This window comes from Neolewinella lacunae, assembly GCF_014349155.1.
GTDB classification, from domain to species: domain Bacteria; phylum Bacteroidota; class Bacteroidia; order Chitinophagales; family Saprospiraceae; genus Neolewinella; species Neolewinella lacunae.
Genome location: NZ_JACSIT010000083.1, coordinates 23787 through 45251, shown reverse-complemented (window position 1 = coordinate 45251; position 21465 = coordinate 23787). Strand labels below are relative to the sequence as shown.

The 21465-nt window shown below is 57.2% G+C and carries 21 protein-coding genes; 12 read left to right on the top strand and 9 right to left on the bottom strand.

All coding sequences use genetic code 11. The features are described 5' to 3' along the window. The first annotated feature begins 30 nt into the window (after positions 1-30). Together H9S92_RS07145 and H9S92_RS07140 are read left to right on the top strand one after the other, a co-directional pair. Entirely contained in the window at positions 31-519 is a 489-nt protein-coding gene (locus H9S92_RS07145; protein ID WP_187466027.1) for an MlaD family protein, read from the top strand. 240 nt (positions 520-759) lie between these two features. Next, positions 760-1281 (top strand): DUF421 domain-containing protein, encoded by a 522-nt coding sequence (locus tag H9S92_RS07140; RefSeq protein ID WP_187466026.1) that lies wholly within the window; start codon positions 760-762, stop codon positions 1279-1281. A 50-nt stretch (positions 1282-1331) separates the two neighbouring features. Here H9S92_RS07140 and H9S92_RS07135 read toward each other — a convergent pair whose 3' ends face one another. The 5 genes from H9S92_RS07135 to H9S92_RS07115 form a co-directional block, all read right to left on the bottom strand. Then, complete coding sequence (locus H9S92_RS07135) at positions 1332-1880, bottom strand: hypothetical protein (RefSeq protein ID WP_187466025.1); 549 nt, start codon at positions 1878-1880, stop codon at positions 1332-1334. A gap of 186 nt (positions 1881-2066) precedes the next feature. Further along, a complete protein-coding gene (locus H9S92_RS07130) occupies positions 2067-2792 on the bottom strand; it encodes a DUF4290 domain-containing protein (protein ID WP_187466024.1) in 726 nt (241 codons plus the stop codon). Between the two features lie 174 nt (positions 2793-2966). Next, positions 2967-4808, bottom strand: a complete 1842-nt coding sequence (gene glmS / locus H9S92_RS07125) for a glutamine--fructose-6-phosphate transaminase (isomerizing) (RefSeq protein ID WP_187466023.1) — start codon at positions 4806-4808, stop codon at positions 2967-2969. Between the two features lie 174 nt (positions 4809-4982). Next, the gene (locus H9S92_RS07120; RefSeq protein ID WP_187466022.1) at positions 4983-6377 is read right to left on the bottom strand and encodes a DUF4270 family protein; all 1395 of its coding nucleotides are present in this window, start codon (positions 6375-6377) and stop codon (positions 4983-4985) included. A 257-nt stretch (positions 6378-6634) separates the two neighbouring features. Next, positions 6635-7459, bottom strand: a complete 825-nt coding sequence (locus H9S92_RS07115) for a glycogen/starch synthase (protein WP_187466021.1) — start codon at positions 7457-7459, stop codon at positions 6635-6637. A 378-nt stretch (positions 7460-7837) separates the two neighbouring features. On the opposite strand from H9S92_RS07115, the gene panC reads away from it, so the two are divergent. Both panC and panD read left to right on the top strand, forming a co-directional pair. Continuing rightward, a complete protein-coding gene (gene panC, locus H9S92_RS07110; protein WP_187466020.1) occupies positions 7838-8701 on the top strand; it encodes a pantoate--beta-alanine ligase in 864 nt (287 codons plus the stop codon). A gap of 84 nt (positions 8702-8785) precedes the next feature. Next, positions 8786-9130 carry an aspartate 1-decarboxylase gene (gene panD, locus H9S92_RS07105; RefSeq protein ID WP_187466019.1) on the top strand — a complete coding sequence of 115 codons (345 nt, stop codon included), beginning with the start codon at positions 8786-8788 and terminating at the stop codon, positions 9128-9130. 111 nt (positions 9131-9241) lie between these two features. Here panD and H9S92_RS07100 read toward each other — a convergent pair whose 3' ends face one another. Both H9S92_RS07100 and H9S92_RS07095 read right to left on the bottom strand, forming a co-directional pair. Then, complete coding sequence (locus H9S92_RS07100; protein WP_187466018.1) at positions 9242-10483, bottom strand: ABC transporter permease; 1242 nt, start codon at positions 10481-10483, stop codon at positions 9242-9244. 65 nt (positions 10484-10548) lie between these two features. After that, entirely contained in the window at positions 10549-11391 is an 843-nt protein-coding gene (locus tag H9S92_RS07095; protein WP_187466017.1) for a 1,4-dihydroxy-6-naphthoate synthase, read from the bottom strand. 326 nt (positions 11392-11717) lie between these two features. On the opposite strand from H9S92_RS07095, the gene H9S92_RS07090 reads away from it, so the two are divergent. From H9S92_RS07090 to H9S92_RS07065, 6 genes are all read left to right on the top strand, one after another. After that, the gene (locus H9S92_RS07090; RefSeq protein WP_187466016.1) at positions 11718-12422 is read left to right on the top strand and encodes an RluA family pseudouridine synthase; all 705 of its coding nucleotides are present in this window, start codon (positions 11718-11720) and stop codon (positions 12420-12422) included. An 11-nt stretch (positions 12423-12433) separates the two neighbouring features. Next, positions 12434-13576 (top strand): aminotransferase class I/II-fold pyridoxal phosphate-dependent enzyme, encoded by a 1143-nt coding sequence (locus H9S92_RS07085; RefSeq protein ID WP_187466015.1) that lies wholly within the window; start codon positions 12434-12436, stop codon positions 13574-13576. A 150-nt stretch (positions 13577-13726) separates the two neighbouring features. Next, positions 13727-13837, top strand: a complete 111-nt coding sequence (locus tag H9S92_RS22810) for a T9SS type A sorting domain-containing protein (RefSeq protein WP_406612122.1) — start codon at positions 13727-13729, stop codon at positions 13835-13837. Further along, entirely contained in the window at positions 13834-14601 is a 768-nt protein-coding gene (locus tag H9S92_RS07075) for a hypothetical protein (protein ID WP_187466013.1), read from the top strand. Before H9S92_RS22810 ends, H9S92_RS07075 begins: the two co-directional genes overlap by 4 nt. Before the next feature lie 89 nt (positions 14602-14690). Beyond that, positions 14691-15803 carry a beta-ketoacyl synthase N-terminal-like domain-containing protein gene (locus H9S92_RS07070; RefSeq protein WP_187466012.1) on the top strand — a complete coding sequence of 371 codons (1113 nt, stop codon included), beginning with the start codon at positions 14691-14693 and terminating at the stop codon, positions 15801-15803. Positions 15804-16119: 316 nt separating this feature from the next. Next, complete coding sequence (locus tag H9S92_RS07065; RefSeq protein ID WP_187466011.1) at positions 16120-16275, top strand: hypothetical protein; 156 nt, start codon at positions 16120-16122, stop codon at positions 16273-16275. Positions 16276-16593: 318 nt separating this feature from the next. Here H9S92_RS07065 and H9S92_RS07060 read toward each other — a convergent pair whose 3' ends face one another. Beyond that, entirely contained in the window at positions 16594-17871 is a 1278-nt protein-coding gene (locus H9S92_RS07060; protein WP_187466010.1) for a replication-associated recombination protein A, read from the bottom strand. Positions 17872-17965: 94 nt separating this feature from the next. Continuing rightward, on the bottom strand, positions 17966-18529 hold the full coding sequence (locus H9S92_RS07055) for a DUF4240 domain-containing protein (RefSeq protein ID WP_187466009.1): 564 nt from the start codon (positions 18527-18529) through the stop codon (positions 17966-17968). A 375-nt stretch (positions 18530-18904) separates the two neighbouring features. On the opposite strand from H9S92_RS07055, the gene H9S92_RS07050 reads away from it, so the two are divergent. Further along, complete coding sequence (locus H9S92_RS07050) at positions 18905-20365, top strand: ArnT family glycosyltransferase (RefSeq protein WP_187466008.1); 1461 nt, start codon at positions 18905-18907, stop codon at positions 20363-20365. 56 nt (positions 20366-20421) lie between these two features. Next, positions 20422-21456 carry an aldehyde dehydrogenase family protein gene (locus tag H9S92_RS07045; RefSeq protein ID WP_187466007.1) on the top strand — a complete coding sequence of 345 codons (1035 nt, stop codon included), beginning with the start codon at positions 20422-20424 and terminating at the stop codon, positions 21454-21456. Positions 21457-21465: the final 9 nt, after the last annotated feature.

Below are 21465 nucleotides of genomic sequence, written 5' to 3'. Positions count from 1 at the left end.
TTTTGAGTACTTGACTAAAATTGCCATTCGATGAGAAAATATTTTTTGTTTGCCCTGATTTTGGCCAGTCTTTTTTACTCGTGTAAAAACGAGGTGAACACCATTTACTTGGTAGCAGATGAGGTGGGCGGACTTCGGGTGGAAACTCCCGTAACCCTCCACGGCATTGAAATAGGGCAGATAGATGATATCGCTTTAAGTCCTCGAGGTCAGGTCGTCTTGGAACTGCAACTTCAGAAAGAACCAGTATTGCCCCTTGACTCAAAATTTCAACTTGGTAGTGTGGGTCTGCTGGGCGAAGTAGAGCTTATGGTTGAGCTAGGAACGGAGAAGGAGATGATCGCGTCTGGAGATACCTTGCTGGTATTTGCAGGCCCGAGTTTATTTGGTTCCGATACCTTGTCAACATTTTTGAAAGATGTCTTGGAGGGTTTTACCAGGCCCTCCAACCAAGACTCACTACTGATCGAAATCCGGCGGCTGAATAACAACCTGGAAAAATGGAATAAAAACGAATGATCGCACCCCAGGAAATACTCCGCATCACCGAAGCCTACGTCGCCGAAGAACTCAACTTGCCAAGCTGATGGCCGCCACCCAGGCCTTCAAAGCGGCCCAGCGTGGGCTGGCCCCACCCCACAACGAACAATTGGCTACGCCTTCCGTAGTACCTGAGGGCACACTACCGGAGCGCAAAAGTTCCACGCTGCGCCCACTGCAGAATTCTGTACTGGCCATTCAATTAAAGCGTCGCAGTCTATGGAAAACTTCTGGTTCGACAGTTGGGAAGGTCTTCTCAAAGTGGTCCTCACTACTCCTCTGGCCTACGCAGCCATGGTGGTTTTGCTGCGGGCTTCCGGCAAACGCACTTTGGCAAAAATGAATGCCTTTGATTTCGTAGTAACCGTTGCCCTGGGCTCGGTACTGGCCAGTGTTGCCCTCAATAAGAGTGTTCCCCTCGTCAATGGCGTCATGGCAATGCTGATCTTTATTGGTTTACAATTCCTGTTGACCTGGCTCTCCGTCCGCATAAAAGCCGTAAAAACCCTGATCACCAGCCGCCCGAACCTGATTTTTTACCAGGGGAGTTTTGTGGAGTCCGCCATGAAAAAGGAGCGGCTGACGAAAGAGGAAATCTACAGCGCCGCCCGCCAGCAAGGTTTTTCTACCTTAGACGGCGTAGACATGATCATCCTGGAAACCACCGGCGATGTCGCCATCATCAAAAAAGCAGCCAGCGCCGCCACGCCAGTGCTATCCAACGTTGCCATGAAGGTCTGAGCGCGCTCTGGGCGGGCATTTTTCCTGCGGTTTTGACGTATTACCGCCAGCTAACCGCCGCAAATCCCGCAGGCAACTCCCTCATCGGCCCGGCAATAACGGCCGTTGCTGGTACGCCCGTAGTTGCTGGTGCATTTGGCGTTATGCCGTTTCTGGGAATTCAGATTCAGCCAGTGCGTGAGGCTGGGGTCGGCGTTGGGGGACACTGATGGCGGAGCCACCTGCAGGCCCGGGAAATCGTTGGGGTAAACCCAGACTTTAACCTGCTCCCCGAGCCCCGCATAGCGCAAAGTACTCCCCAGGCGAATGACCTGCGCGTAATCTTTGGGCTCCTTGAGCAGCAAAATGATGCCCGCTTTCTTGTTGGTCTGTAGGCTGTACCAAAGCGCCTGCCCGATGCTGTTTTTCCACTTCGTTGCCCATTCCACTTCAATGGCGTGGGTAGCAGTCAGGATATCCACCCGTCCGTTTTCCACTGCGTGTTCCGTCTGCCCTTGCAGGTGTTGGCCCAGGGCCTTTATGTAGTCGGCCTCCGTTTGTGCGCCCAGATTCCAGGCCAGGAAAAGGAGTAGGAAGAGGCTGGTGCAGGTTTTTTTCATGAGGAGGTGGATTGGTGGGTGAGGTAAGGACTTCCTTTTTAGGTAGCTGCCCACCGGGACTACTTTCCCTTTCCTCTTACGGTCCGTCCGGATGGGTCTTTGTGTGAGCATAGGGTATCAAGCACTAGGAGCTTGCGCAAGGACGGCCGCTAACGGAGAAATTGTGCTTGCGCCCGCCGCAACTCCCTACCGCCGCCGCTTATTCCGGTTGCGGCTTTTGCTGCCACCGCCGCCGCCACCCGTGTGGCCACCCGTCGGGCGCGAAACCTGGGGCGGCTGGATCGTCTGCTTCATGCTCCGGTTTTTGCTTTTCTTTTTCTTCTTTTTGTCGTCGTGCTGCGCCGGCTGGTTGGGGCCGGGTTCGCCCAGCTTGGCATCGGGCGGCAACACCAGCTTGCGCTCGCTCAACTCGTACAGGTCCTTGCGGATCATGTCTTCGTTGACAAATTTCCCCTGGTCCCAGCTGCTCAGCGCTATTTTCATGTAGTAGGCTGCGGTGTACGTCGCCAGGTCCCGTTCTGGGCCATCTTCCATCGCCATGGCGGCCTTGATCAGGTCTTGCACGTGCTGCCCGTAGTGCCGCATCCGTACCGTAGATTCGGGGTAGGGCAGGGGCTCCAGTTCTTTTTCTTCCGTCGCCGGCTCCAGCGTTACGCCCTCGGGCAGCTGTACTTTGAGGGGCTCACCCGCAATCTGAAAGGCGTGGCGCCACAGCCGCTCCTCGTACTTATCCTGCGTCTTGATGCCGGGCTGCATCTGCAGCATCAGCTTGATCACGCGTTCCACGTAAGCCTGCCGCTCGTCGTCGTCTTCCACGTTGTTGGCGTTGCGCAGCAGTTCCTGCACCGCACGGCCGTACTCACTGAAAATCAGTTCCTCCTGGGTGGTGTTATAGGCAATATCCCATTCCATAGCTTAGTCTTTTTTTAGACTGGCGTCTTTTTTTAGTGGCGCTCTCCGCTGGGCGGCAGCCACTACATTTACAATTTTTGCCCAGTGGGGCGCGGACGCAGGTGCAAAGATAGCGCCTTGAACAGCAATGTCCGTCGCAAAGGTCTCCGCCCCCAACTGCGGCCTCCCCTGGCGCTATTCTACCGTCACCGATTTGGCCAGATTCCGGGGCTGGTCTACGTTTTTACCCAATTCTACGGCAATATAGTAGCTCAGCAGTTGCAGCGGAATGACCGAAAGCAGGGGCGAAAACGGCTCTTCCGTGTCCGGTATCTCAATCACGTGGTCGGCAATCCTGGTAATGGCCTGCTCGCCCTTGTTGACGATGGCAATCACCCGCCCCTTGCGCGCAACCACTTCCTGGACGTTGCTCACGATCTTCTCGTACGCCGAACGGTTGGTCGCCGTCACAATCACCGGCATGTTTTCGTCAATCAGTGCAATGGGACCGTGCTTCATCTCCGCTGCGGGGTAACCCTCGGCGTGGATGTAGCTGATTTCTTTCAACTTCAGGGCACCTTCCAACGCTACGGGGAAGTTATAGCCCCGGCCCAGGTACAAGGCATTGTGGTGGCCTTTGATTTCCTTGGCGATGTACTTGATGTGGTCGCTGGATTTGAGCGTTTCCTCCACTTTCTGGGGGATCAGCTCCAGCTCACTCAGCAGCGTCTGGAAATAGGTGTTGCTGATGGTGCTCAGCTTGCGGGCCAGGCTGAGGGCCAGCAGCGTCAGTACCGTCACCTGCCCGGTAAAGGCCTTGGTGCTGGCCACCCCAATCTCGGGGCCACAGTGGATGTAGCTGCCCGCATCCGTCAGCCGCGCAATGCTGGAGCCAACGCTGTTGACAATGCCGTAAATCAGGGCACCCTTGCTCTTGGCCAGCTCCAGCGCAGCCAGGGTATCGGCCGTCTCGCCGCTTTGGCTGATGGCAATAACCACGTCGTGCTCGTTGATGATGGGGTTGCGGTAGCGGAATTCGCTGGCGTACTCTACCTCCACGGGGATCCGGGCCAGGTCCTCAATCAGGTACTCCCCGATGAGGCCCGAGTGGTAGCTCGTCCCGCACGCCACGATGATGATCCGGTTGGCCCGCACGAAGCGGTTGGCGTACTCTTCCATGCCCCGCAGGATGACGCGGCTTTCTTTGCTGCTGATCCGCCCCCGCATCGCGTCCAGGATGGTCTTCGGTTGCTCGTAGATTTCTTTGAGCATGAAGTGGTCGTAACCCTCTTTCTCCAGCGCTTCGATGTGGAGGTCGAGCTCCTGGATAAAGGCTGGCTGCGTCACGTTGTCCTTATTCCGCAGTTGCAATCCGTGCTCCAGGGAGATGGACGCAATCTGGTTGTCGTCCAGGTACACCACCCGTTTGGTGCTGTCCAGGAACGGCGAAGCATCAGAACCGATGAAAAACTCCCCTTCGCCGATGCCGACGACCAGCGGACTGGCCTTGCGTGCGCCTACCAGCATGGTTGGGTTCTCCCGGTCAATCACCGCAATGGCGTAGGCTCCCTCTACCCGGTTGAGGGCCAGGCGGACGGCCTCGTCCAGGGCCAGGTCGCCCTCCCGCTGGATTTCTTCGATCAGGTGGACCAACACTTCCGTATCGGTGTCGCTCGTGAAGTGGTGCCCCTCGGCAATGAGGGCGCTTTTCAGGACGGCGTAGTTCTCAATGATGCCATTATGGACCAGGGCCAGGCGGTTTTTCCCGCCCGTGTGGGGGTGGGCATTGCGGTCGTTGGGTTCCCCGTGGGTGGCCCAGCGGGTGTGCCCGATGCCGATGGTGCCGCTGGTGTCTTCCGTGCTCAGCAGTTTGCGAAGCGCCTTTACTTTACCCGCCTTTTTGTGGATGGCCAGGCCGTCCTGGTTGATGATGGCCAGGCCCGCACTGTCGTATCCACGGTACTCCAGCCGTTCCAGACCTTTAATGATGAGTTCATCCGCCTGACGATGGCCGATGTAACCTACAATTCCACACATAAATTGAATGCTTAATAATAAAAAGGAGGGCAGCAGCCAGCAGGAGCCCTCGGTGAACGGGTAGTCCGGGCCGGGCAATTGAGGCCAAAGTCTCAGCCCACCTAAGCAAACGCCTTGTTTTACTGCTTAGTTTGTCCCAAGCGAAACCAAGCTGTCCAAACCTGTACCTATAGACTAGTCCAGCTTAGTAAAAGTCACCTTCACCGTAGCGGGCCGGACGCTTGCCTCGGGCCCAGCCAGTACCGCCCGGCTCGGGTCGCGGTCGATGGGCACTACCCGCGCGTAAATGGTGGAAGGCACCGTTCCGTCGATCATCCGCTGCAGGTGTACCGAGAAGCGGGGGAGGTAAAAAATGTTCCCCTCTTCGTCTTCCTGGGGGTTTCCACCCAAAAACTGCCGGATGGCAAGGTTGCTGTTCGGGTTGCCCAGCAGTTGCCGGTCGAGAATAGGCGTCAGGTTTCCACTTCCGTCGCGGTAGTACAGTGCAATGAAGGTAGGATAGGGGTAGTCTGCGTAATCGTAGCCCGCCACGTCTTCCAGGTACAGCTTGATTTCGGCCTGGTTGATCACCACGTCTTCGAGGCTCGTCAGATCGGGGAAATTGATCTCCGTCATCAGGCTGGCCTGGCCGCCGAGGAACGTTCGTTCGTTGTTGACGCCCTGTAACAGCAAATCACCCGCCAAAGACCCCGCGTAGTTGCGCTCGTAGCGCGGCAGCGAAAGCGAAAGCGGTGCCCGGTAAAAGGTGGGCCGCTGGTCGAGCGTATCGGGGTAGAAGAAGTACAAACCTGCGAAGGGAATTTCACCCGCTCGCGCAGGTAAGGGCTGTAGCTTTAGCAAAGCATTCGTCACTTCCGTTGGCTCTAATTGAAAACCCGCCAGAAATTCCCAGAAGGTAGTATCGCTCTCAAAGGTGCTGGCGTCCCTTAGGTTCAGCTGGTCCACAAACTGCTGGTCCAGAGGAATACGTACGTGCGGAAAGTTGTACCGCGAAGAGTCTGCACCCCTGGCGATGATCGTGTCGTAAAGCAGCCGTGGCTCGCGCGTGGCCAGAAACACATTCTCCCGGTTGAGCTCGTTGAAGCCCCGGGGAAAGCTGACGTTGGAATCGTAATCACGGGATTGATCGACCGCCCCCGCCAATTGGTTGAGCCGGTAGGGGAAAAGACGCCCCGGGCCATAAAGGGCCTGCGCTGTGTCAATCGGAAGGAGCAAGACCACGGAATCTACCAACACCTCAGGGCGCAGGGCAAACGCTGGCACGTCAATCAGGCCGGTGCTCTGGCGGCGGTTAAGTTCGGGGATGATGTAAACACTGTGGATCCATTCCCCCGCGAAGGGGTCGCTGAGATGCCCAAAGTTGAACGTCCCGACGGCCGAGTTGCTGCTGGCATCGTAAGTCAGCAAACTATCGTCGGGCACTACGCGGGTGGTGAACGTGATGTCCACCGTCTGCCCCAACTCGGCCCGGTCGCCCGCCAGGAGGTCGGAGCCTACCGTGATGGGGTCGGTGCAGGCACTCTGCAGCAAGATCAGGGCAGCCGCCGCAAAAAAGAGATACTTAGTCATCGTCGTTGGTATTGGGGAAGGGAACACACCGGAGCCGCACCAAAAGTCAGGAGGCCGGTTAGGGGTAAAGACAGGTTAAAGAATGGAAACGACCGCCACCGGAGCAGCGGCAGCGGAGCCGGGTAAACCGCCCGACTTGCGCTTAAAAATCCTTCCCCCACCGGAGCGAAGGAAGGATTTTTGCTAATAGACCCCGGTGGTGGGCCTTAAGGTTGGTATCGCCGCTGGTTTTTTGCTGCGGCCCGGTAATTACACCGCTATTTCACCACCTCTTCTTCGAGCAGGCTGAAGTAGAAATCCAGACTGGCCGCCGGGGCATCTTCGCCCTGGACGTCGAGGACGGGCACTTCCGCCGCCGCCAGCAAACTTTCGTTGTGGGCGCTCAGCTCCGTGGAGCCCTTGATCACCGCATCGGCAAATTTGATGGCACCGCCGTGCAGGTCGGGCTTGCCTTCGTGCATGTAGGGCGCCAGGTCTTCGGCCGAAAGGGCGTTGATGCTGGCCTTGTTGGGGAAGTCGGTCGCAATGTGCTCCTCCGCCTCACTCTGGTAGAGGCTGTAGACGATCTTGCTGTCCGCAAAGAGCGGTTCCGTGCTGTAAGCCGTGCGGAGATAGAAAGGGATGAGGCTCGTCATCCAGCCGTGGCAGTGGATAATGTCGGGCGGCCAACCAAATTTTTTGACCGTCTCGATGACGCCCTTACAGAAAAAGGCGGTGCGGTCGGCATTGTCGGCAAAAGGCTTGCCCTCTTTGTCGTGGTGAACAAACTTGCGCTTGAAAAAATCTTCGTTGTCCAGGAAGTACACCTGCATACGCAGGCCCTTATCGGGCAGCGACGCTACCTTGATGATGAGGGGGAAGTCATTGTCATCAACGATGATGTTCATGCCCGAGAGGCGAACGACTTCGTGAAGGCGATGGCGGCGCTCGTTGATGGTGCCATAGCGGGGCATCAACACGCGGATTTCCATTTGATTCTTCTGGAGATGAGGAGCCAGGGCCCGCACGGTAGTCGCAATATCCTTTGCAACGGTGTAGGGTTCCATTTCCTGGGTGACAATCAGCACCTTTCTTTTACTCATATCGCTATCGGTATCAATTCAGGTTGTTCGCCGGACCGGGACCATTGTCCACCACCGCCGAGGCATCAGCCGGGGCAAATTTACGAAATATTATGGAGACCGACTATCTTCGCCGCCATTTCGGCCCGCCGACCCAGGTTTTTCGGCACTTTCGGCCCCTTTTTGCTTCTTCGTTTTACCAATTGGGCGCTGTCGCAGGTGCCGCGAACGTCTTTTCAACAGCGGGGTTAAGGCCTCGGCTGGCCCCCGGACTTCCCCCGCTGCTCCCCCTTTGGGGGTTGGGGGGCCAACCTACTCCCCCCTTCGGGGGGGCGGGGGGGAGCACCTGCGGCCGCGCCCGAAATACTTACCCGCCCAACCTACCCGAGCCACTTCGCAATGCAGATATTTACCACCGCGGAAGCACTGCGGGACTACTTAGACCGGGCTCCGGGCCCCATCGCTTTCGTACCTACGATGGGGGCCTTGCACGAGGGGCACCTGGCCCTGGTGCGCGCCGCCCGCGCTGACCACCCGACGGTGGTGTGCAGCATTTTCGTGAACCCCACACAGTTCAACGAGGCGGCGGATTTGGAGGCCTACCCTCGCACGCCCGAGGCCGATGCGGCCCTGCTGGCCGGCGTAGACTGCGAGGTGTTGTACCTGCCCGACGTCGAAGACGTGTACCCCACCGGCACGGCCGTGAGCCTGGCGGAGCAACTCGACTTCGGCAGTCTGACCACCCGCATGGAGGGGGCGCACCGCCCCGGCCATTTCGCGGGCGTAGCGCAGGTGGTGAGCCGCCTGCTGGAGATCGTCCGGCCCACCACGCTGGTGATGGGACAAAAAGATTACCAGCAGGTGGCCGTCGTCCGCTCCATGATTGCCCAGTTGGGTTTGGGGGTGGTGCTGCGCGCGGTGGCGACCGTCCGGGAAGCCGACGGCCTGGCGATGAGCAGCCGCAACCGCCGCCTGGGTCCCGCCGAACGGCAGGCCGCACCGGCCATCAACCGCCACCTGGCCGCCGTTGTCGCCGGCCTGCGGGCGGGCTGGCCCGCCCGCCAGCTCGAAGCCCTGGCCCTGGATGGCCTCCGCCGCCATCCGCTCCTGGACCCCGAATACGTCGAAATTTGCCACGGCGATACCCTTTTGCCTTACACCGAAGGCGAAACGAGCCGCGAAATCGTGGTAGCCACGGCCGTGCGTTGCGGCCCGGTGCGCCTGATTGATAACCACGCATTGGCCGCACCATTCAACCCTTAAGCATTAATTACCGTTTTCTCCCCGGCGAGCTGCCGTCTTGCGTAGGCGAAATACCACAGTTTACCGCCCCAACCCAGTCAGATTATGCTGATTCAACGCTTTAAAGGAAAAATTCATCGCGCCACCGTTACTGAGGCCAACCTCAATTACGTCGGCTCCATCACCATCGACGGCAAGCTGCTGGATGCCGCCGGCATCATCGAAGGCGAAAAGGTGCAGATCGTCAACAACAACAACGGTGAACGGATCGAAACCTACACCATCCGCGGCGAGGAAGGCACCGGCATCATCTGCCTTAACGGGGCCGCCGCACGCCGCTGCCAGGTGGGCGACGTCGTCATCATCATCGCCTATGGTTACATGACGACCGAAGAAGCCCTGGTTTTTGAGCCCAAAGTGGCTTTCCCCGATGCGAATAATTTGCTCTGAGGGAGGCAGTCCCCTCCCGTAAAATACCGGCTGAGGGTGTCCCCACCCGAAACGTGGACATATTCGGGTGGGGACACCCTCAGCCAGACCTACCGTAAGCCTTTCGCCCCCCTACTCGTAGCGCAAAGACTCGATGGGGTCCAGCGCCGCCGCCCGCATGGCGGGGTAGAGCCCGGACACCAGGCCCACTACGGTACAGACGACGAGCGCCATCCCGATCCAGACCCAGGGCATGATGAAGTTGCCCCCGGTGGCCAGGGCGACACCGTTGCCCGCCGCCACTCCGAGGATGATGCCGAGAATACCGCCGATCTGGCAAATGACGATGGCTTCCACCAGGAACTGCAGCAGGACGTTGCGGCGGGTGGCACCCAGGGCCTTGCGCACGCCAATTTCGCGGGTACGCTCTGTCACCGACACGAGCATGATGTTCATCAGGCCGATAGCGGCGCCCAGCAGGGTCATCAAGCCAATGGAAACGGCGGCCAGGCGCAGCGTCACGGTGTTGTCTTTGATGATGCTCACCAGATCGGAGCTGTTTTCTACTTGAAAGTCATTTTCCTCGCCGGCGCGCAGGCGGCGGACGTTGCGCATCGTTACGGTAGCCTCGGCCATGGCCGCTTCCACGCCGGCAGGGTCTTTCACGGCAATGAGGATGTCGTAGCTCGTCTGCCCCGAGCCATAGTAGCGTTTGGCCGTTTGCAGGGGGATGAGCACGCGGCGGTCCTGGCTGGTGTTCATGCTGCTGCCGCGGCTTTTGAGGGCCCCGACCACCGTCAGGCGCAGCGTGCCGGCCTGGATTTCTTTTCCGACGGCAAATTCTGCTTTGCCATCAAAGAGGTCGTCCACCAGATCGGAACCGATGATGGCGATGTTGCCGCCCTCGGCCACTTCCCGCTCCGTGAAATTGCGGCCGTAGTCGATTTCGTAGCCTTTGCTGTTGAGGTAGTTGACGCTCATGCCGTAGAGGGAAACGTTGGGGTTCGTCTCGCGGTCGGCGTACTTGATCACCGTAGCCCCGGTGGCGAAAAAGCTGAGGCTGATGTCGGAGGGGTAATTGTAACGCTCGGCAAACTCCCTCGCCTGGTCGTAGGTGAACGGCGCTGATTGCTTGCGCGGGCCCCGGCCATCACCGCCGCCGCGCAGGCTGGTGCTGACGCGCTCGATCTCGATCGTGTTGGCCCCCAGGCTGGAGAGGTTGGAGGAGAGCGAATAGATCGCCGCATCGATGGCCGTAAGGATGCCGACCAAGGCCATGATGCCAACGGCAATGATGAGCGTGGTGAGCAGCGCCCGAAGGAGGTTAGCGTTGACGCTGCGCAGGGCAACGCGGATGTTTTCCATTAATCCCATAGGGTCCAAATGTAGCGCTTTCCGTCGGGCGGCCTGGTGCTTTTCGACGAACGGCGGCCGCGCATCTACCGGGTTACGAATACGTCGGCCCGCCCCGCCGGAATCACGCCCCGCTCTTTGCCCTGCGCCAGGAAGGCCGTCACCGCTGCCCGGCCCGCCACGCCGAGGTCCTCGGAATAGTCATTGACGTAAAGGGAAATGTGCTGCCGGCGCACCCCGGGGTCCATCTCCTGGGCGTGGGCCGCCACATAATCTTCGGAGGCGGCGGGGTGGTCGAAGGCGTAGCGGACGGACCGCGCCAGCACCCGATCCACCGTCGCCTGCACCTCCGGCGGCAGCGTGCGCCGTACAACGATGCCGCCCAGGGGAATGGGGTGGCCGGTGCTGCCCTCCCAGTATTCGCCCAGGTCGGCAATCTTGTGCAGGCCCCGCTCCTGGTAAGTAAAGCGGTTTTCGTGGATGAGCACGCCGGTGCTGAATTCGCCCGCCAGGACCTTGCCTTCGATGTCCGAAAACAAGACTTCCTCCTTTTGTTGCAGGTTGGGGTAGGCCAGTCCCAGCAGGTAATTGGCGGTGGTGTATTTGCCGGGAATGGCGGTTTTCGTGCTGGCGTCGGGTACGAAATTTTGGGCCAGCGCGGCGTCGGCCGTCACCAGCAAGGGGCCCACCCCCCGGCCCAGGGCGCTGCCGGCGTTAAGCAAGGCGTAGCTTTCCGTCAGGTAGCCCAGGGCGTGGTAGCTGAGCTTGGTGCAGTCCAGCTCGCCCGCAAATGCCAGGCGGTTGAGCTCCTCTACGTCGGCCAGGCGGACCGCAAAGCGCAGCCCCTCCGTATCAATGCGGCCGTGGACCAGCGCGTCAAAAATGAAAGTGTCGTTGGGGCACGGAGAAAAACCGAGGGTTAGCAGCACGGTGGGGGATTTGGCTAGTTCATTTAACCATCAATAACGTCAGCTTGGGGTATACAACGTAGAGGTAAGCTGATTTTCAGATGGTTAGCGTGCAATGGTTTCATAATTCGGTAGTTTTCTACTACAGTACTACCGAACTACAAAACTACAAAACTACAAAACTACAAAACTACAATACTACAAGGCCGTTGAAGACCAATTAGTTGTTGTTACTCCATGGGCTCAACCGCACGTTCAATAGTACCCTGGGTTGCGGTCGGCATTAAATTCCGATCTTTGCGCCCCAAACCAAGGCCAGGAAGACCTGTGACCTCAAAGCCGTACCAATGAACTTCCAGATCCTCTTCGAAGACAACCACCTCATCGCCATCAACAAACCCGCCGGCTTGCTCAGCCAAAGCGACATTACGGGCGACGAGACGGTGATGGACTGGGCCAAACGGTACATCAAGCTCCGCTACAACAAGCCCGGCGATGTCTTCCTCGGCTCCGTACACCGCCTCGACCGCCCCGTCAGTGGCCTCATCCTCTTCGCCCGCACCAGCAAGGCGCTCACCCGCATGAACGAGCAGTTCCGCGACCGCCAAGTAGCCAAAACCTACTGGGCCATCGTCGGCGAACAGCCCGACCCCATTGAGGGCAGCCTTTCGGGCTTCCTGTATAAGGACAGCGAAAAGAACCGCAGCAAGATCGTCCCGAAGGCCGACTCCAACCGCCACCAGGGCGCTAAACTGGCCAAGCTCAGCTACCGCCTCCTCGGCCGTGTCGGCTCCAACGTCCTGCTGGAAGTCACCCCCGAAACCGGCCGCCCGCACCAGATCCGGGTGCAACTCGCCGACCAACTGAAAACCCCGATCCAGGGCGACGTAAAATACGGCTCCCGTTACCGCAACGACCAGAACACGATCAACCTGCACAGCCGCTCGCTCCGCTTTGAGCACCCGGTGAAAAAAGAGACCGTACACATCATCGCGCCCATCCCCCAGGACGACCAACTTTGGCAGCTTTTCGGGGAGATGACCGAGTGGTAAATTCGGAAGGGATGGCGGACTTTCTCCAACAACGTTTGGCCGAAATTGCGGCGGCCGGTACCTGGCGCACGCTGGGGGGCACGCTGGCGGGGGTAGATTTTTGGTCGAACGACTATTTGGGTTTGGCGCGAACGCAGGTGCCGGGAACGTCCTTGCAAAAGCGGGGCGAGACGGCGGCCAGCACCTGGTCTGGCGCAACGGGCTCCCGTTCCATCTCCGGCGACGCAGCCGAGTGGCACGGCATTGAAGCCGACATTGCCGCCTACCACGGCTATCCCACCGCCCTGGTCTTCAACTCTGGCTATACCGCCAACCTCGGCTTGCTCTCCGCCCTCGTACGCCGGACGGATACGCTGCTCTACGACGAACTCGTGCACGCCAGTTGCCGCGATGGCATCCGCCTGGGCCTGGGCAAGGCCCTTCGCTTTCCGCACAATGACCTCCTGGCCCTGGAACGGCTGCTGGCCGCGGCCCGACCCGATGGACAGCGCTTCGTATTGACCGAAAGCCGCTTCAGTATGGATGGAGACTTAGCGCCCCTGCCGGAGCTGGCCGGGCTTTGTGCGCGTTTCGGGGCCCAGCTGATCGTAGACGAAGCGCACTCCGGGGGATTGGAGGGGCGGGCCGGGGCCGGATTGGTCGCCAGCCACGGCCTCCAAGACCAGGTTTTTGCGACCATCATCACTTACGGTAAGGCATTTGGCACCCACGGCGGGGCGGTGTTGGGCAGCCAAAATTTGCGGGAATACCTGATCAATACCTGCCGTCCGTTCATTTACACGACTGGCCCTGCCCCTGATCAATGGTACGGCATTGCGGGGGCCTATGCTAAGCTGGCCAATTACCACGCCAGCCGTTACGCAGCCCTGGGCGACAACATTGCTTACTTCCGCAGCGCGGCGGAGCGGGCCGGGCTCGGTGTCTCCCTGAGTGGGGGAGAAGGCCCCATTCAAATCTTTTCCACCCCCGGCAACGCGGCGGTGCTGGCCGCCGAAGCCGCTTGCCGCAGGGCGGGTCTTTTGGTCAAAGGCATCCGTTCGCCCACCGTGGCCGCTGGTGCAGAACGGCTCCGGATTTGCCTGCACGCCTACAACACCGCTGCGGAAATGGATGCGCTGTTGAGGGTGTTGGCGGGGTTGGGGGATGTTGATTAAGGAGAATAAGTGAAAAGAAGGATTTCCCTTTTCTAGTCAAATACAGCCATTTGAACATTCAGAAAAAGGAACTAACTTGTGTTCGCTTCGCATTACGTTATTGGGGTTAGTAAGCAAAGCAGCAACTGGGCAATTCTTGTTGTTTGGCGAATGGGTGAAGAGCTAAGCAGCATTGTTCCACGTCCCTACGTTTCAGGGGTATATTTCTTAAGGTTAAGTACTCCGCAAAGTACGACCACCCGTAAAATTATTATTCAATGATCCGCTGCTCCAACTTTCCTAGCTGGAATACCTTTGTGTTGGGTTCCTTCGTAATTGTATTGGTAATCTTATTTTTGCCCTTAGGTTCAGTGCGTGCTCAATTGGATTCTTCCCGCTGGGGTTTGACGATTGAAACGGCTATTGAGGCGCATGATAAACGATTGTATGGTTCGTCTTCACGTGAATTGCTGCGCAGTCAGCCTGAATATTTCGGCACGTATGGAATTGGCATATCTGGGCAAAAAAAGGTATTGAACTTTCGCCGTTTATCCCTATGGGTTGGTGCAGGTGCTCATTTTCAGCTTGCGACATTCACTCGGCCTTATCGCCCAGGATACAAACCTGGTGACATCATTTCTTTTGATCTTCGAACGGCTGATCGCTTCTACGATTTTATGATTGCCCCGGAGCTATCCTTGGTATACCAGCTTAGTCCGCGATTTGGTTTATTCGGAAGATTCCGGCCACGCTATCGGTTTTATACAACGGGGTATCATTCGTCGATAGAAAATTCCCATATTTGGAGGATCCCAGGGATTTGGGGCTTTGAGCCAAAGTCCATTGAATATTTGGGTGGGGTGCGTTATATGTGCAGGAATAAATTGGCATTTGAGTTAGGTGTCCGGCTATACAACAACCACTTTGTTGATAGTCATACGGTAAACCAAGCTACTGTAATTAGAGGTCGTTCTACCACCGTTCCAACTGGTTTTGAAAAGTTTAATCCGCTGAAACTAACCTTTTCGGTTTCCCGGTTTTTCTAAAGTGGGCAATTAAGATTGGCGTGCGCTGTTGCCGGAATTCCTAGTGGGCCACCATTTCGCAGCGTTTCTCTGCCTACCTTTGCCCGCCCATGAACATCAGTATTACCGGCATTGGCGGCATCTCCGCGGCGGGCAGCGACCCGCAGGAAGTTTGGCGGACCTACACGGAGGGGCCGGCCCGCTGGGTTATGGACCCCAGTATCCATTTGCCCGTGTACCGGGCCCAGCTGCCGTCCCACGCCGGAATTGAAGCATTTAGTGCGGAGCAGGACCTGGACCGCGCCACGCTGTTGGCCCTGTACGCTGCCGACCGGGCGGTGGAGCACGCGGGATGGAGGGGGGAAGACTTTTCCGTACTGGTGGGTTCTTCCCGTGGCCCTACCATGAGTTGGGAGGCGGGGTACGAGCAGTTTGCGGGGGCGGGTAGGGTAGGGCCCCGGACTTCCCCTGCGACGACCTTGGGCAGCATCGGGTTTGGGTTGGGGGCTTACTTCTCCAGCGCCAGTTTGGCCAGCAGCCTTAGTGTGACTTGCTCTTCGGGCTTGCACGCTTTGCTGCACGGCGTGGCTTTGCTGCGGGCGGGGATGGCCAGCCGGGTCTTGGTGGGTGGCGCGGAAGCTCCGCTGACCCCCTTTACGCTGCGGCAAATGGAGGCTTTGCGCATCTACGCCGTTCCGCCGGAGGATGATTGCCTGCCGGTTTGTCGCCCCCTGGCCCAGCCGCCGACGGGGATGGTCGTGGGCGAAGGGGCCGCGTTTCTGGCCCTGGAGCTAGACAGTGCCCCGCCGCCCATCGCCCGGATCACGGGACTCGCCTTTGCGCGGGAGGTGGCGGGCAGTCCAACGGGCATTACGCCCACGGGGGAAGGACTCCAAAAAACCATGCGCGAAGCGGCGGCCACGGCGGGTAAGTCCCCCGATCTTATCATCGCTCACGCCCCGGGGACCCGGCGGGGGGATGCGGCTGAGTTGTTTGCCATCCGAAAAGTGTTTGGGCCAGACCAGGCCGTCACTTCCGGCAAATGGGCAACGGGGCATACATTCGGTGCTTCCGGTCCGCTGGCCCTGGAGCTGGCCATTGCCATCCTGCGCGCTGGGGATGCCGCTGGTTTGGCGTACTTGCCGGGAGGGAAGGGGGTGCGCTCGGTGCTGGTGAATGCTACGGGGTTTGGGGGGAATGTGGTTTCGGTTTTTTTGGAATGAGCGAATGAGCGAATGCGTGAAGGCGTGAATGGGCTGCCGCGCGCGACACGCTGCCGCACGCGACACGCTACCGCGAGCGACCTGACAATGAGTGACCGCCGTAGGCAGCAGCCTAGCTAATGCGTGACCGCCGATAGGCAGCAGCGCAGCTAATGACTGAACAAATTTCGGATTCAACTTGGGCATTTAGCATTTTCACACACGAGAAATGGGGAAGGACCTAAATCTAATTTCTACACACAAAGCCCTGAAAATCAAATCGCTATTTATTCTCATGATAAATGGCGAATTTTCCTACCCCATAACCAATTAGGAGATGCACTATTATCAAGAGGGAGGCTTTGCGGATTATCTTCCACAAGTCCGTGTATTCTATTGTGGCATGGGTGCCGAAATGTTGGGAAGTCATCCAATACAAATACCCGATAAAAACGGCAAGGGTCAACGCGGCAAAAAACACGGCCCTGTTTAAAATTTTGGTTTGCATTGCAATTGATGATGCGAGAAGGGTTAACTTTCGAATAATGTTAAATCCCTGCTCTTTAGGTGAAATAATAATTTGGCTAAAGATGAATGGCTTACAGTGCTGTAAAAATAGCTTTCAATTTTTATTCCCACAACAGTCCCGCAGCCGATATTGGTAACGCCTATCCAGTGCGGCAGCTCATTAGCTTGTATCCTACGCTGCTGCCTACGGCGGTCACTCATTCACTAATTATTCCCGCATTCAAGCATTCCCGCATTCACGCATTCAAGCATTCACGCATTCCCGCATTCAAGCATTCACGCATTAAGGATAGTACTTCCCCCGCCACCAGGCCTTAAGCCGCTCGAGGAGGGCTTTTTCCTGGGGGTTATCGGGCTTGGGCTGGAAGAAGGCCGTGCCGCTGAGGGCATCGGGGAGGTATTCCTGGGCGCGAAAATTGCCGGGGTTATCGTGGCTGTAGTCGTAGTTTTTGCCGTAGTCGAGCTGTTTCATCAACTTGGTGGGCGCGTTGCGCAAGTGCAGGGGGACGGGCAGGGTGCCGGTGTTGCGGACGGCGGCCTGGGCTTCGTTGATGGCCAGGTAGCTGGAGTTGCTCTTGGGGCTGGTGGCCAGGTAGATGACGGCCTGGCTGAGGATGATCCGGGCTTCGGGGTAGCCTACAAGCTGGGCGGCCTGGGCGGCGGTGGTGGCCAGTAGCAGGGCGTTGGGGTTGGCTAGGCCGATGTCTTCGGAGGCGGAGATGATGAGGCGGCGGCAGATGAATTTGACGTCTTCGCCCCCGTCGATCATCCGGGCCAGCCAGTAGACGGCGCCGTTGGGGTCGGAACCACGGATGGACTTGATCATGGCCGAAGCGATGTCGTAGTGCTGTTCACCCGTTTTATCGTAGCGGGTGAGGTTTTCCTGGACGCGGGTGCTGACCAGCTCGTCGGTAATGGTGATGGCCTCGGCGGGGTCGGCGTTGTTGGTGACCAGTTCGAGGAGGTTGTAGAGGCGGCGACCGTCTCCGCCGGAGTAGCGGAGCAGCGCGGTGTCCTCCTGGACTTCCACTGCTCGTTTACTGAGCACTGCATCCTGCGTCAGCGCCCGCTCGACCATGCTGCGCAAATCTTCGGCGCCGAGGGGTTCGAGGACGTAGACCTGGCAGCGGCTGAGGAGGGCGGGGATGACCTCGAAACTGGGATTTTCGGTGGTGGCCCCGATGAGGGTGACGGTGCCCGCCTCGACGGCCCCGAGGAGGCTGTCTTGCTGGGATTTGCTGAAGCGGTGGATTTCGTCGATGAACAGGATGGGGCTGGCGCGGTCGAAAAACTGGCTGCGCTTGGCCTTGTCGATCGTATCGCGGACGTCTTTTACCCCGGAATTGATGGCGGAAAGCAGGTAAAAAGGCACCGCCAATTGGCTGGCGATGATTTTGGCCAGGGTGGTTTTGCCAACGCCGGGCGGTCCCCACAAGATAAAACTGGGCAGCCGGCCGGTCTCCACCGCCCGCCGCAAGACCGCCCCGGGCCCCACCAAATGGGCCTGGCCGACGTATTCATCCAGCGATTGGGGGCGCATGCGCTCGGCTAGGGGTTGCATTGGAGGCAGGTAATATTTTACTGGTGGGCTGTATTTTATTTTTGATATGCTTCCAAGAGGCGAATATGCATGGTAATTTTGTTTAATTTCCTATTTAATTCCAATTTATGTGATTACTATATGTCTCGTGGTTAATGCTTGGCAGGTATTCAAATTCCCTCCCAGTTTTAAGCTCGTATGCGCCATCGGGTAAGTTCAAAATAGACTCAAAAGTGCTTTCGCCAGAAATGGCTTGCGGGTCTTGGAGGACTTCCTCAAAATACGATTTTCCTTCCGCAACAACAGCGCACCTTGCGTACAAAAAATCATCAATCGAGATATCATCTTCTCCTACCTGTTGTAAATAGGCCTCTCCGTGGCTTCGTGTATCGAGTTCGAACAGTTTTTCTGCAAGTTTGTCAGCAAAAAGATAGATGTTTACTACGGGCATCGCTGCCAACTTTTTGATCGCAGGCAGGAGGATTTCGGCAGGTTCCTCCTTCGACCAGTCCAAGCAGTCAATGATTTTCCAAAAATCGGCATCTGGGAAAAGCTCAATTTTTGAAGGCTGATCTGGTATGCGAATTTCGATTTCCGTAGCATCAGCAACTTTTTGACCTAAATCAAGAAAAAACTGACTGTTGAGGTCGTTGATGTTAACTTTCAGAACCGTTGCCATAGCAGGAAGCTTGAAGTGATAAGATAGAGGTCTTCTGCGGTAGTGTTGGGGTGGATGCTTCGCAAAGTTACGGAAAATTTGGTGGGTTGGTGAAGGGGGTAGCCTTTTCTGTCTTTGGGGACATTGGAGCGGGTTGGTGAGCCTTCTTCGGGCCGCTACTGCTGGTGTGGCCTGCTGGGAAGGGCGGCTTCTTCGCGCAGAATTCTGACAAAAAAGCGAGACTTGCTGCTGGTTACAGGGCTTTTACTTAGGCTGCTCAGGGAGGTGGACAGGCTGGGAGTCCGAGTTGCGACGTGCAAAAATGTCCGGCAGCGCACAAAATACCACGGCACAAATTGCTAGAGAACTACTAATTTTGTAGTCTAAAAGCTAAGCATGCTCCCTAAAACCTTACCCACTATTACCCTTGAGCGCAGCGTTTTTTCCCCCGCTTTTTGGGCTGTTTTACTCTTTTTAAGCGGGTTATTTTTTCTTGATCTGCCGTTTCATGGGGACCACGTTCAGCGGCAGGCGGTAACCGCAACCATTGCCCGTAACTTTTATGAACTGGGCTTGAACCCCATGTACCCGACGATGAACATTTGTGGCGAGACCTCGCCCAATTATTTTGCGACGGAATTTCCTTTCCTGCAAATTTTAATGACCTTTGGGTACTATATTTTTGGGGAGGAATACTGGATTGGTCGCTTGATTAATTGGGCAGTTTATTGCCTGGGGCTCTGGTTCTTTGCCGGGCTTTGTGATAAGTTGATGAAGCGGCCGGTGGGTCTTTTTTCCATGCTTTTTATGGTCGGTTCCATCGCCACGATGTTTGGGCGGAAGATTATGCCGGATACTTTTTCGGTGGCGCTGGTGACCATTGGGGTATACTTTTTGTATGATTACTTACAGCGGGGTAGGCATTGGTGGCTCATTCTCGGAGGAGTGCTTGTTGCCCTTGGGGTGTTGAGTAAAATACCTTCGGTGGTCGTAATTTGTCTATTGAGTGTTCCGGTATTGACGAGAGAAATATCTTGGCGGCGTAAGGTAAATGTGTTTGTGGTTCTTGGAATTGGTGGACTTCTTTCGGCGGGGTGGTATTTTGCCTGGATGCCGCATTTGCAGGCATTAACGCGATGTGCGCCGCTTATTTATCCCGTGAGCCTGGCCGAAGGTTTTCGCATTTTCTTTTTCGATGCCTTGGGGGATTCGCTGCATCGTTTTCATATCTTAGCCTTTTGTGGCCCCATTCCCGCTTACCTTTTTCTGGCGGGGGTAGCTCTGGCAGTTTACCGTCGGGAGTGGAAGATTTTGGCAGGTACCTTGGCCTACGCGCTCATTTTTTTATTATTTATCTTTAAGACGGGCCCCGTTTTTTCAACGCACAATTACTATGTCATTCCGTTTATCCCGCTGATGGCACTTTACGCTGGGAAAATGCTGTCGCAGCCTTGGTTGCCACGCTGGCTGGCCTTGGTGATTGTGCTTGGCCTGGCTTATCAACCATTGAGCTATGGTTACCGGGACATCAACTTGGTGCCTGAAATACCGGCCCTTGAGTTAGATGCGCTACTCACTGCGGCTGGCGTACCGAAGGACGAGTTGATCATGGTGCACGACGTATGGATGAACCCGACCAATATGTACTACGCACACCGGAGAGGGTGGTTTGCAGATGGCAGTACCTTGGATCATCACAATTGGATGGTGAGTTACCGCCGCTTGGGTTTACGCTTTTTGGTAGTCGATAAAAGTAGGTACGATAAGCCGCTTCCTTACTACATCATCACTGATGACGAGGTATTTAGGCTGTACGACGTCACTAAAACGCCCGAGGGGGATCTGGTGAGAGACTAAATGGGTGCTGTGTAGAGCGGTAACCCTCGTCTGCAGCCCCTATCTTCGCCCTCCAGATGACACTAGACGAAAGACTAAGGACCCTCACCCAGCTCGGTCAGCACCTGCTGGCCAACAATGATGAGTACCTCGCGGCGCTCCAGCAGCGGACGGAATTCCACAACGGCTGGTTTACCCAAGACAACCAGCGGTCGGCGGTGCAGGCCATCGCCAGTGCCTTTTTAGACGAGGCGGCGCTGCGGCGCTGGCTGGCCGATTACCCCGCCGTGGCCGACGCGCCGACGGAGCCGCGTTTTACCGTCGGATTGGTCCTGGCGGGCAATATTCCACTGGTAGGCTTTCATGACCTCCTGTGTGTTTACGTGGCCGGGCACCGTTCGCAGATCAAGCTGAGCAGCAAGGACGAGTACGTTTTGCCCTACCTGCTGCAACTGCTGGCGCGCTACGATGCGCGGGCGGCGGACTACTTTGAGATCGTCCCGATGCTGAAAGGCTTTGACGCGGTGATTGCCACGGGATCGGACAACTCGGCGCGCTATTTCGAAGCTTACTTTGGAAAATACCCCCACATCATTCGCAAGAACCGCAACGCCGTGGCCGTTCTTTCCGGCCAGGAAAGCGAAGCGGAATTGCGGGCCTTGGGCGACGATGTTTTCCAGTACTTCGGTCTGGGTTGCCGCAACGTAGCGAAGCTTTACGTGCCCCAGGACTACGACTTCCAGCCCCTGCTGGAGGTATTTCACGAATGGAAACACTTGCAAAACCACAGCAAGTGGAAGAACAATTTTGACTACAACTACGCCCTGACCACGCTCAACAAAGAAAGCTTTCACCTGACGGGACCGCTGATGCTGCTGGAATACCCCGCCATTACCTCCCGCATTGCTACGTTGCACTTCACGCGTTACGCCGACCTGGATGGCCTGGCGGCGGAGTTACTGGAGCGGAGGGAGGAGATCCAACTCGTCGTGGCCCAACCCGGCTTGCTGCAAACGGAGCTGCCGACTTTCCCCTTCGGTGCTGCCCAACGGCCGGGCCTGGGAGATTATGCGGATGGGGTGGATACGTTGGGGTTTTTGTTGGAGGTGTAAGAGTTTGGG

What these genes read in the sequence shown, in the direction of transcription:
- panD (WP_187466019.1), top strand. Translation starts at nt 8,786, where the DNA reads ATGCTGATTCAACGCTTTAAAGGAAAAATTCATCGCGCCACCGTTACT.
- H9S92_RS07075 (WP_187466013.1), top strand. Translation starts at nt 13,834, where the DNA reads ATGATCCGCTGCTCCAACTTTCCTAGCTGGAATACCTTTGTGTTGGGT.
- H9S92_RS07130 (WP_187466024.1), bottom strand. Translation starts at nt 2,792, where the DNA reads ATGGAATGGGATATTGCCTATAACACCACCCAGGAGGAACTGATTTTC.
- H9S92_RS07135 (WP_187466025.1), bottom strand. Translation starts at nt 1,880, where the DNA reads ATGAAAAAAACCTGCACCAGCCTCTTCCTACTCCTTTTCCTGGCCTGG.
- H9S92_RS07120 (WP_187466022.1), bottom strand. Translation starts at nt 6,377, where the DNA reads ATGACTAAGTATCTCTTTTTTGCGGCGGCTGCCCTGATCTTGCTGCAG.
- H9S92_RS22810 (WP_406612122.1), top strand. Translation starts at nt 13,727, where the DNA reads ATGGGTGAAGAGCTAAGCAGCATTGTTCCACGTCCCTACGTTTCAGGG.
- glmS (WP_187466023.1), bottom strand. Translation starts at nt 4,808, where the DNA reads ATGTGTGGAATTGTAGGTTACATCGGCCATCGTCAGGCGGATGAACTC.
- H9S92_RS07055 (WP_187466009.1), bottom strand. Translation starts at nt 18,529, where the DNA reads ATGGCAACGGTTCTGAAAGTTAACATCAACGACCTCAACAGTCAGTTT.
- H9S92_RS07090 (WP_187466016.1), top strand. Translation starts at nt 11,718, where the DNA reads ATGAACTTCCAGATCCTCTTCGAAGACAACCACCTCATCGCCATCAAC.
- H9S92_RS07045 (WP_187466007.1), top strand. Translation starts at nt 20,422, where the DNA reads ATGACACTAGACGAAAGACTAAGGACCCTCACCCAGCTCGGTCAGCAC.
- H9S92_RS07070 (WP_187466012.1), top strand. Translation starts at nt 14,691, where the DNA reads ATGAACATCAGTATTACCGGCATTGGCGGCATCTCCGCGGCGGGCAGC.
- H9S92_RS07140 (WP_187466026.1), top strand. Translation starts at nt 760, where the DNA reads ATGGAAAACTTCTGGTTCGACAGTTGGGAAGGTCTTCTCAAAGTGGTC.
- H9S92_RS07085 (WP_187466015.1), top strand. Translation starts at nt 12,434, where the DNA reads ATGGCGGACTTTCTCCAACAACGTTTGGCCGAAATTGCGGCGGCCGGT.
- panC (WP_187466020.1), top strand. Translation starts at nt 7,838, where the DNA reads ATGCAGATATTTACCACCGCGGAAGCACTGCGGGACTACTTAGACCGG.
- H9S92_RS07065 (WP_187466011.1), top strand. Translation starts at nt 16,120, where the DNA reads ATGCACTATTATCAAGAGGGAGGCTTTGCGGATTATCTTCCACAAGTC.
- H9S92_RS07060 (WP_187466010.1), bottom strand. Translation starts at nt 17,871, where the DNA reads ATGCAACCCCTAGCCGAGCGCATGCGCCCCCAATCGCTGGATGAATAC.
- H9S92_RS07050 (WP_187466008.1), top strand. Translation starts at nt 18,905, where the DNA reads ATGCTCCCTAAAACCTTACCCACTATTACCCTTGAGCGCAGCGTTTTT.
- H9S92_RS07115 (WP_187466021.1), bottom strand. Translation starts at nt 7,459, where the DNA reads ATGAGTAAAAGAAAGGTGCTGATTGTCACCCAGGAAATGGAACCCTAC.
- H9S92_RS07145 (WP_187466027.1), top strand. Translation starts at nt 31, where the DNA reads ATGAGAAAATATTTTTTGTTTGCCCTGATTTTGGCCAGTCTTTTTTAC.
- H9S92_RS07100 (WP_187466018.1), bottom strand. Translation starts at nt 10,483, where the DNA reads ATGGGATTAATGGAAAACATCCGCGTTGCCCTGCGCAGCGTCAACGCT.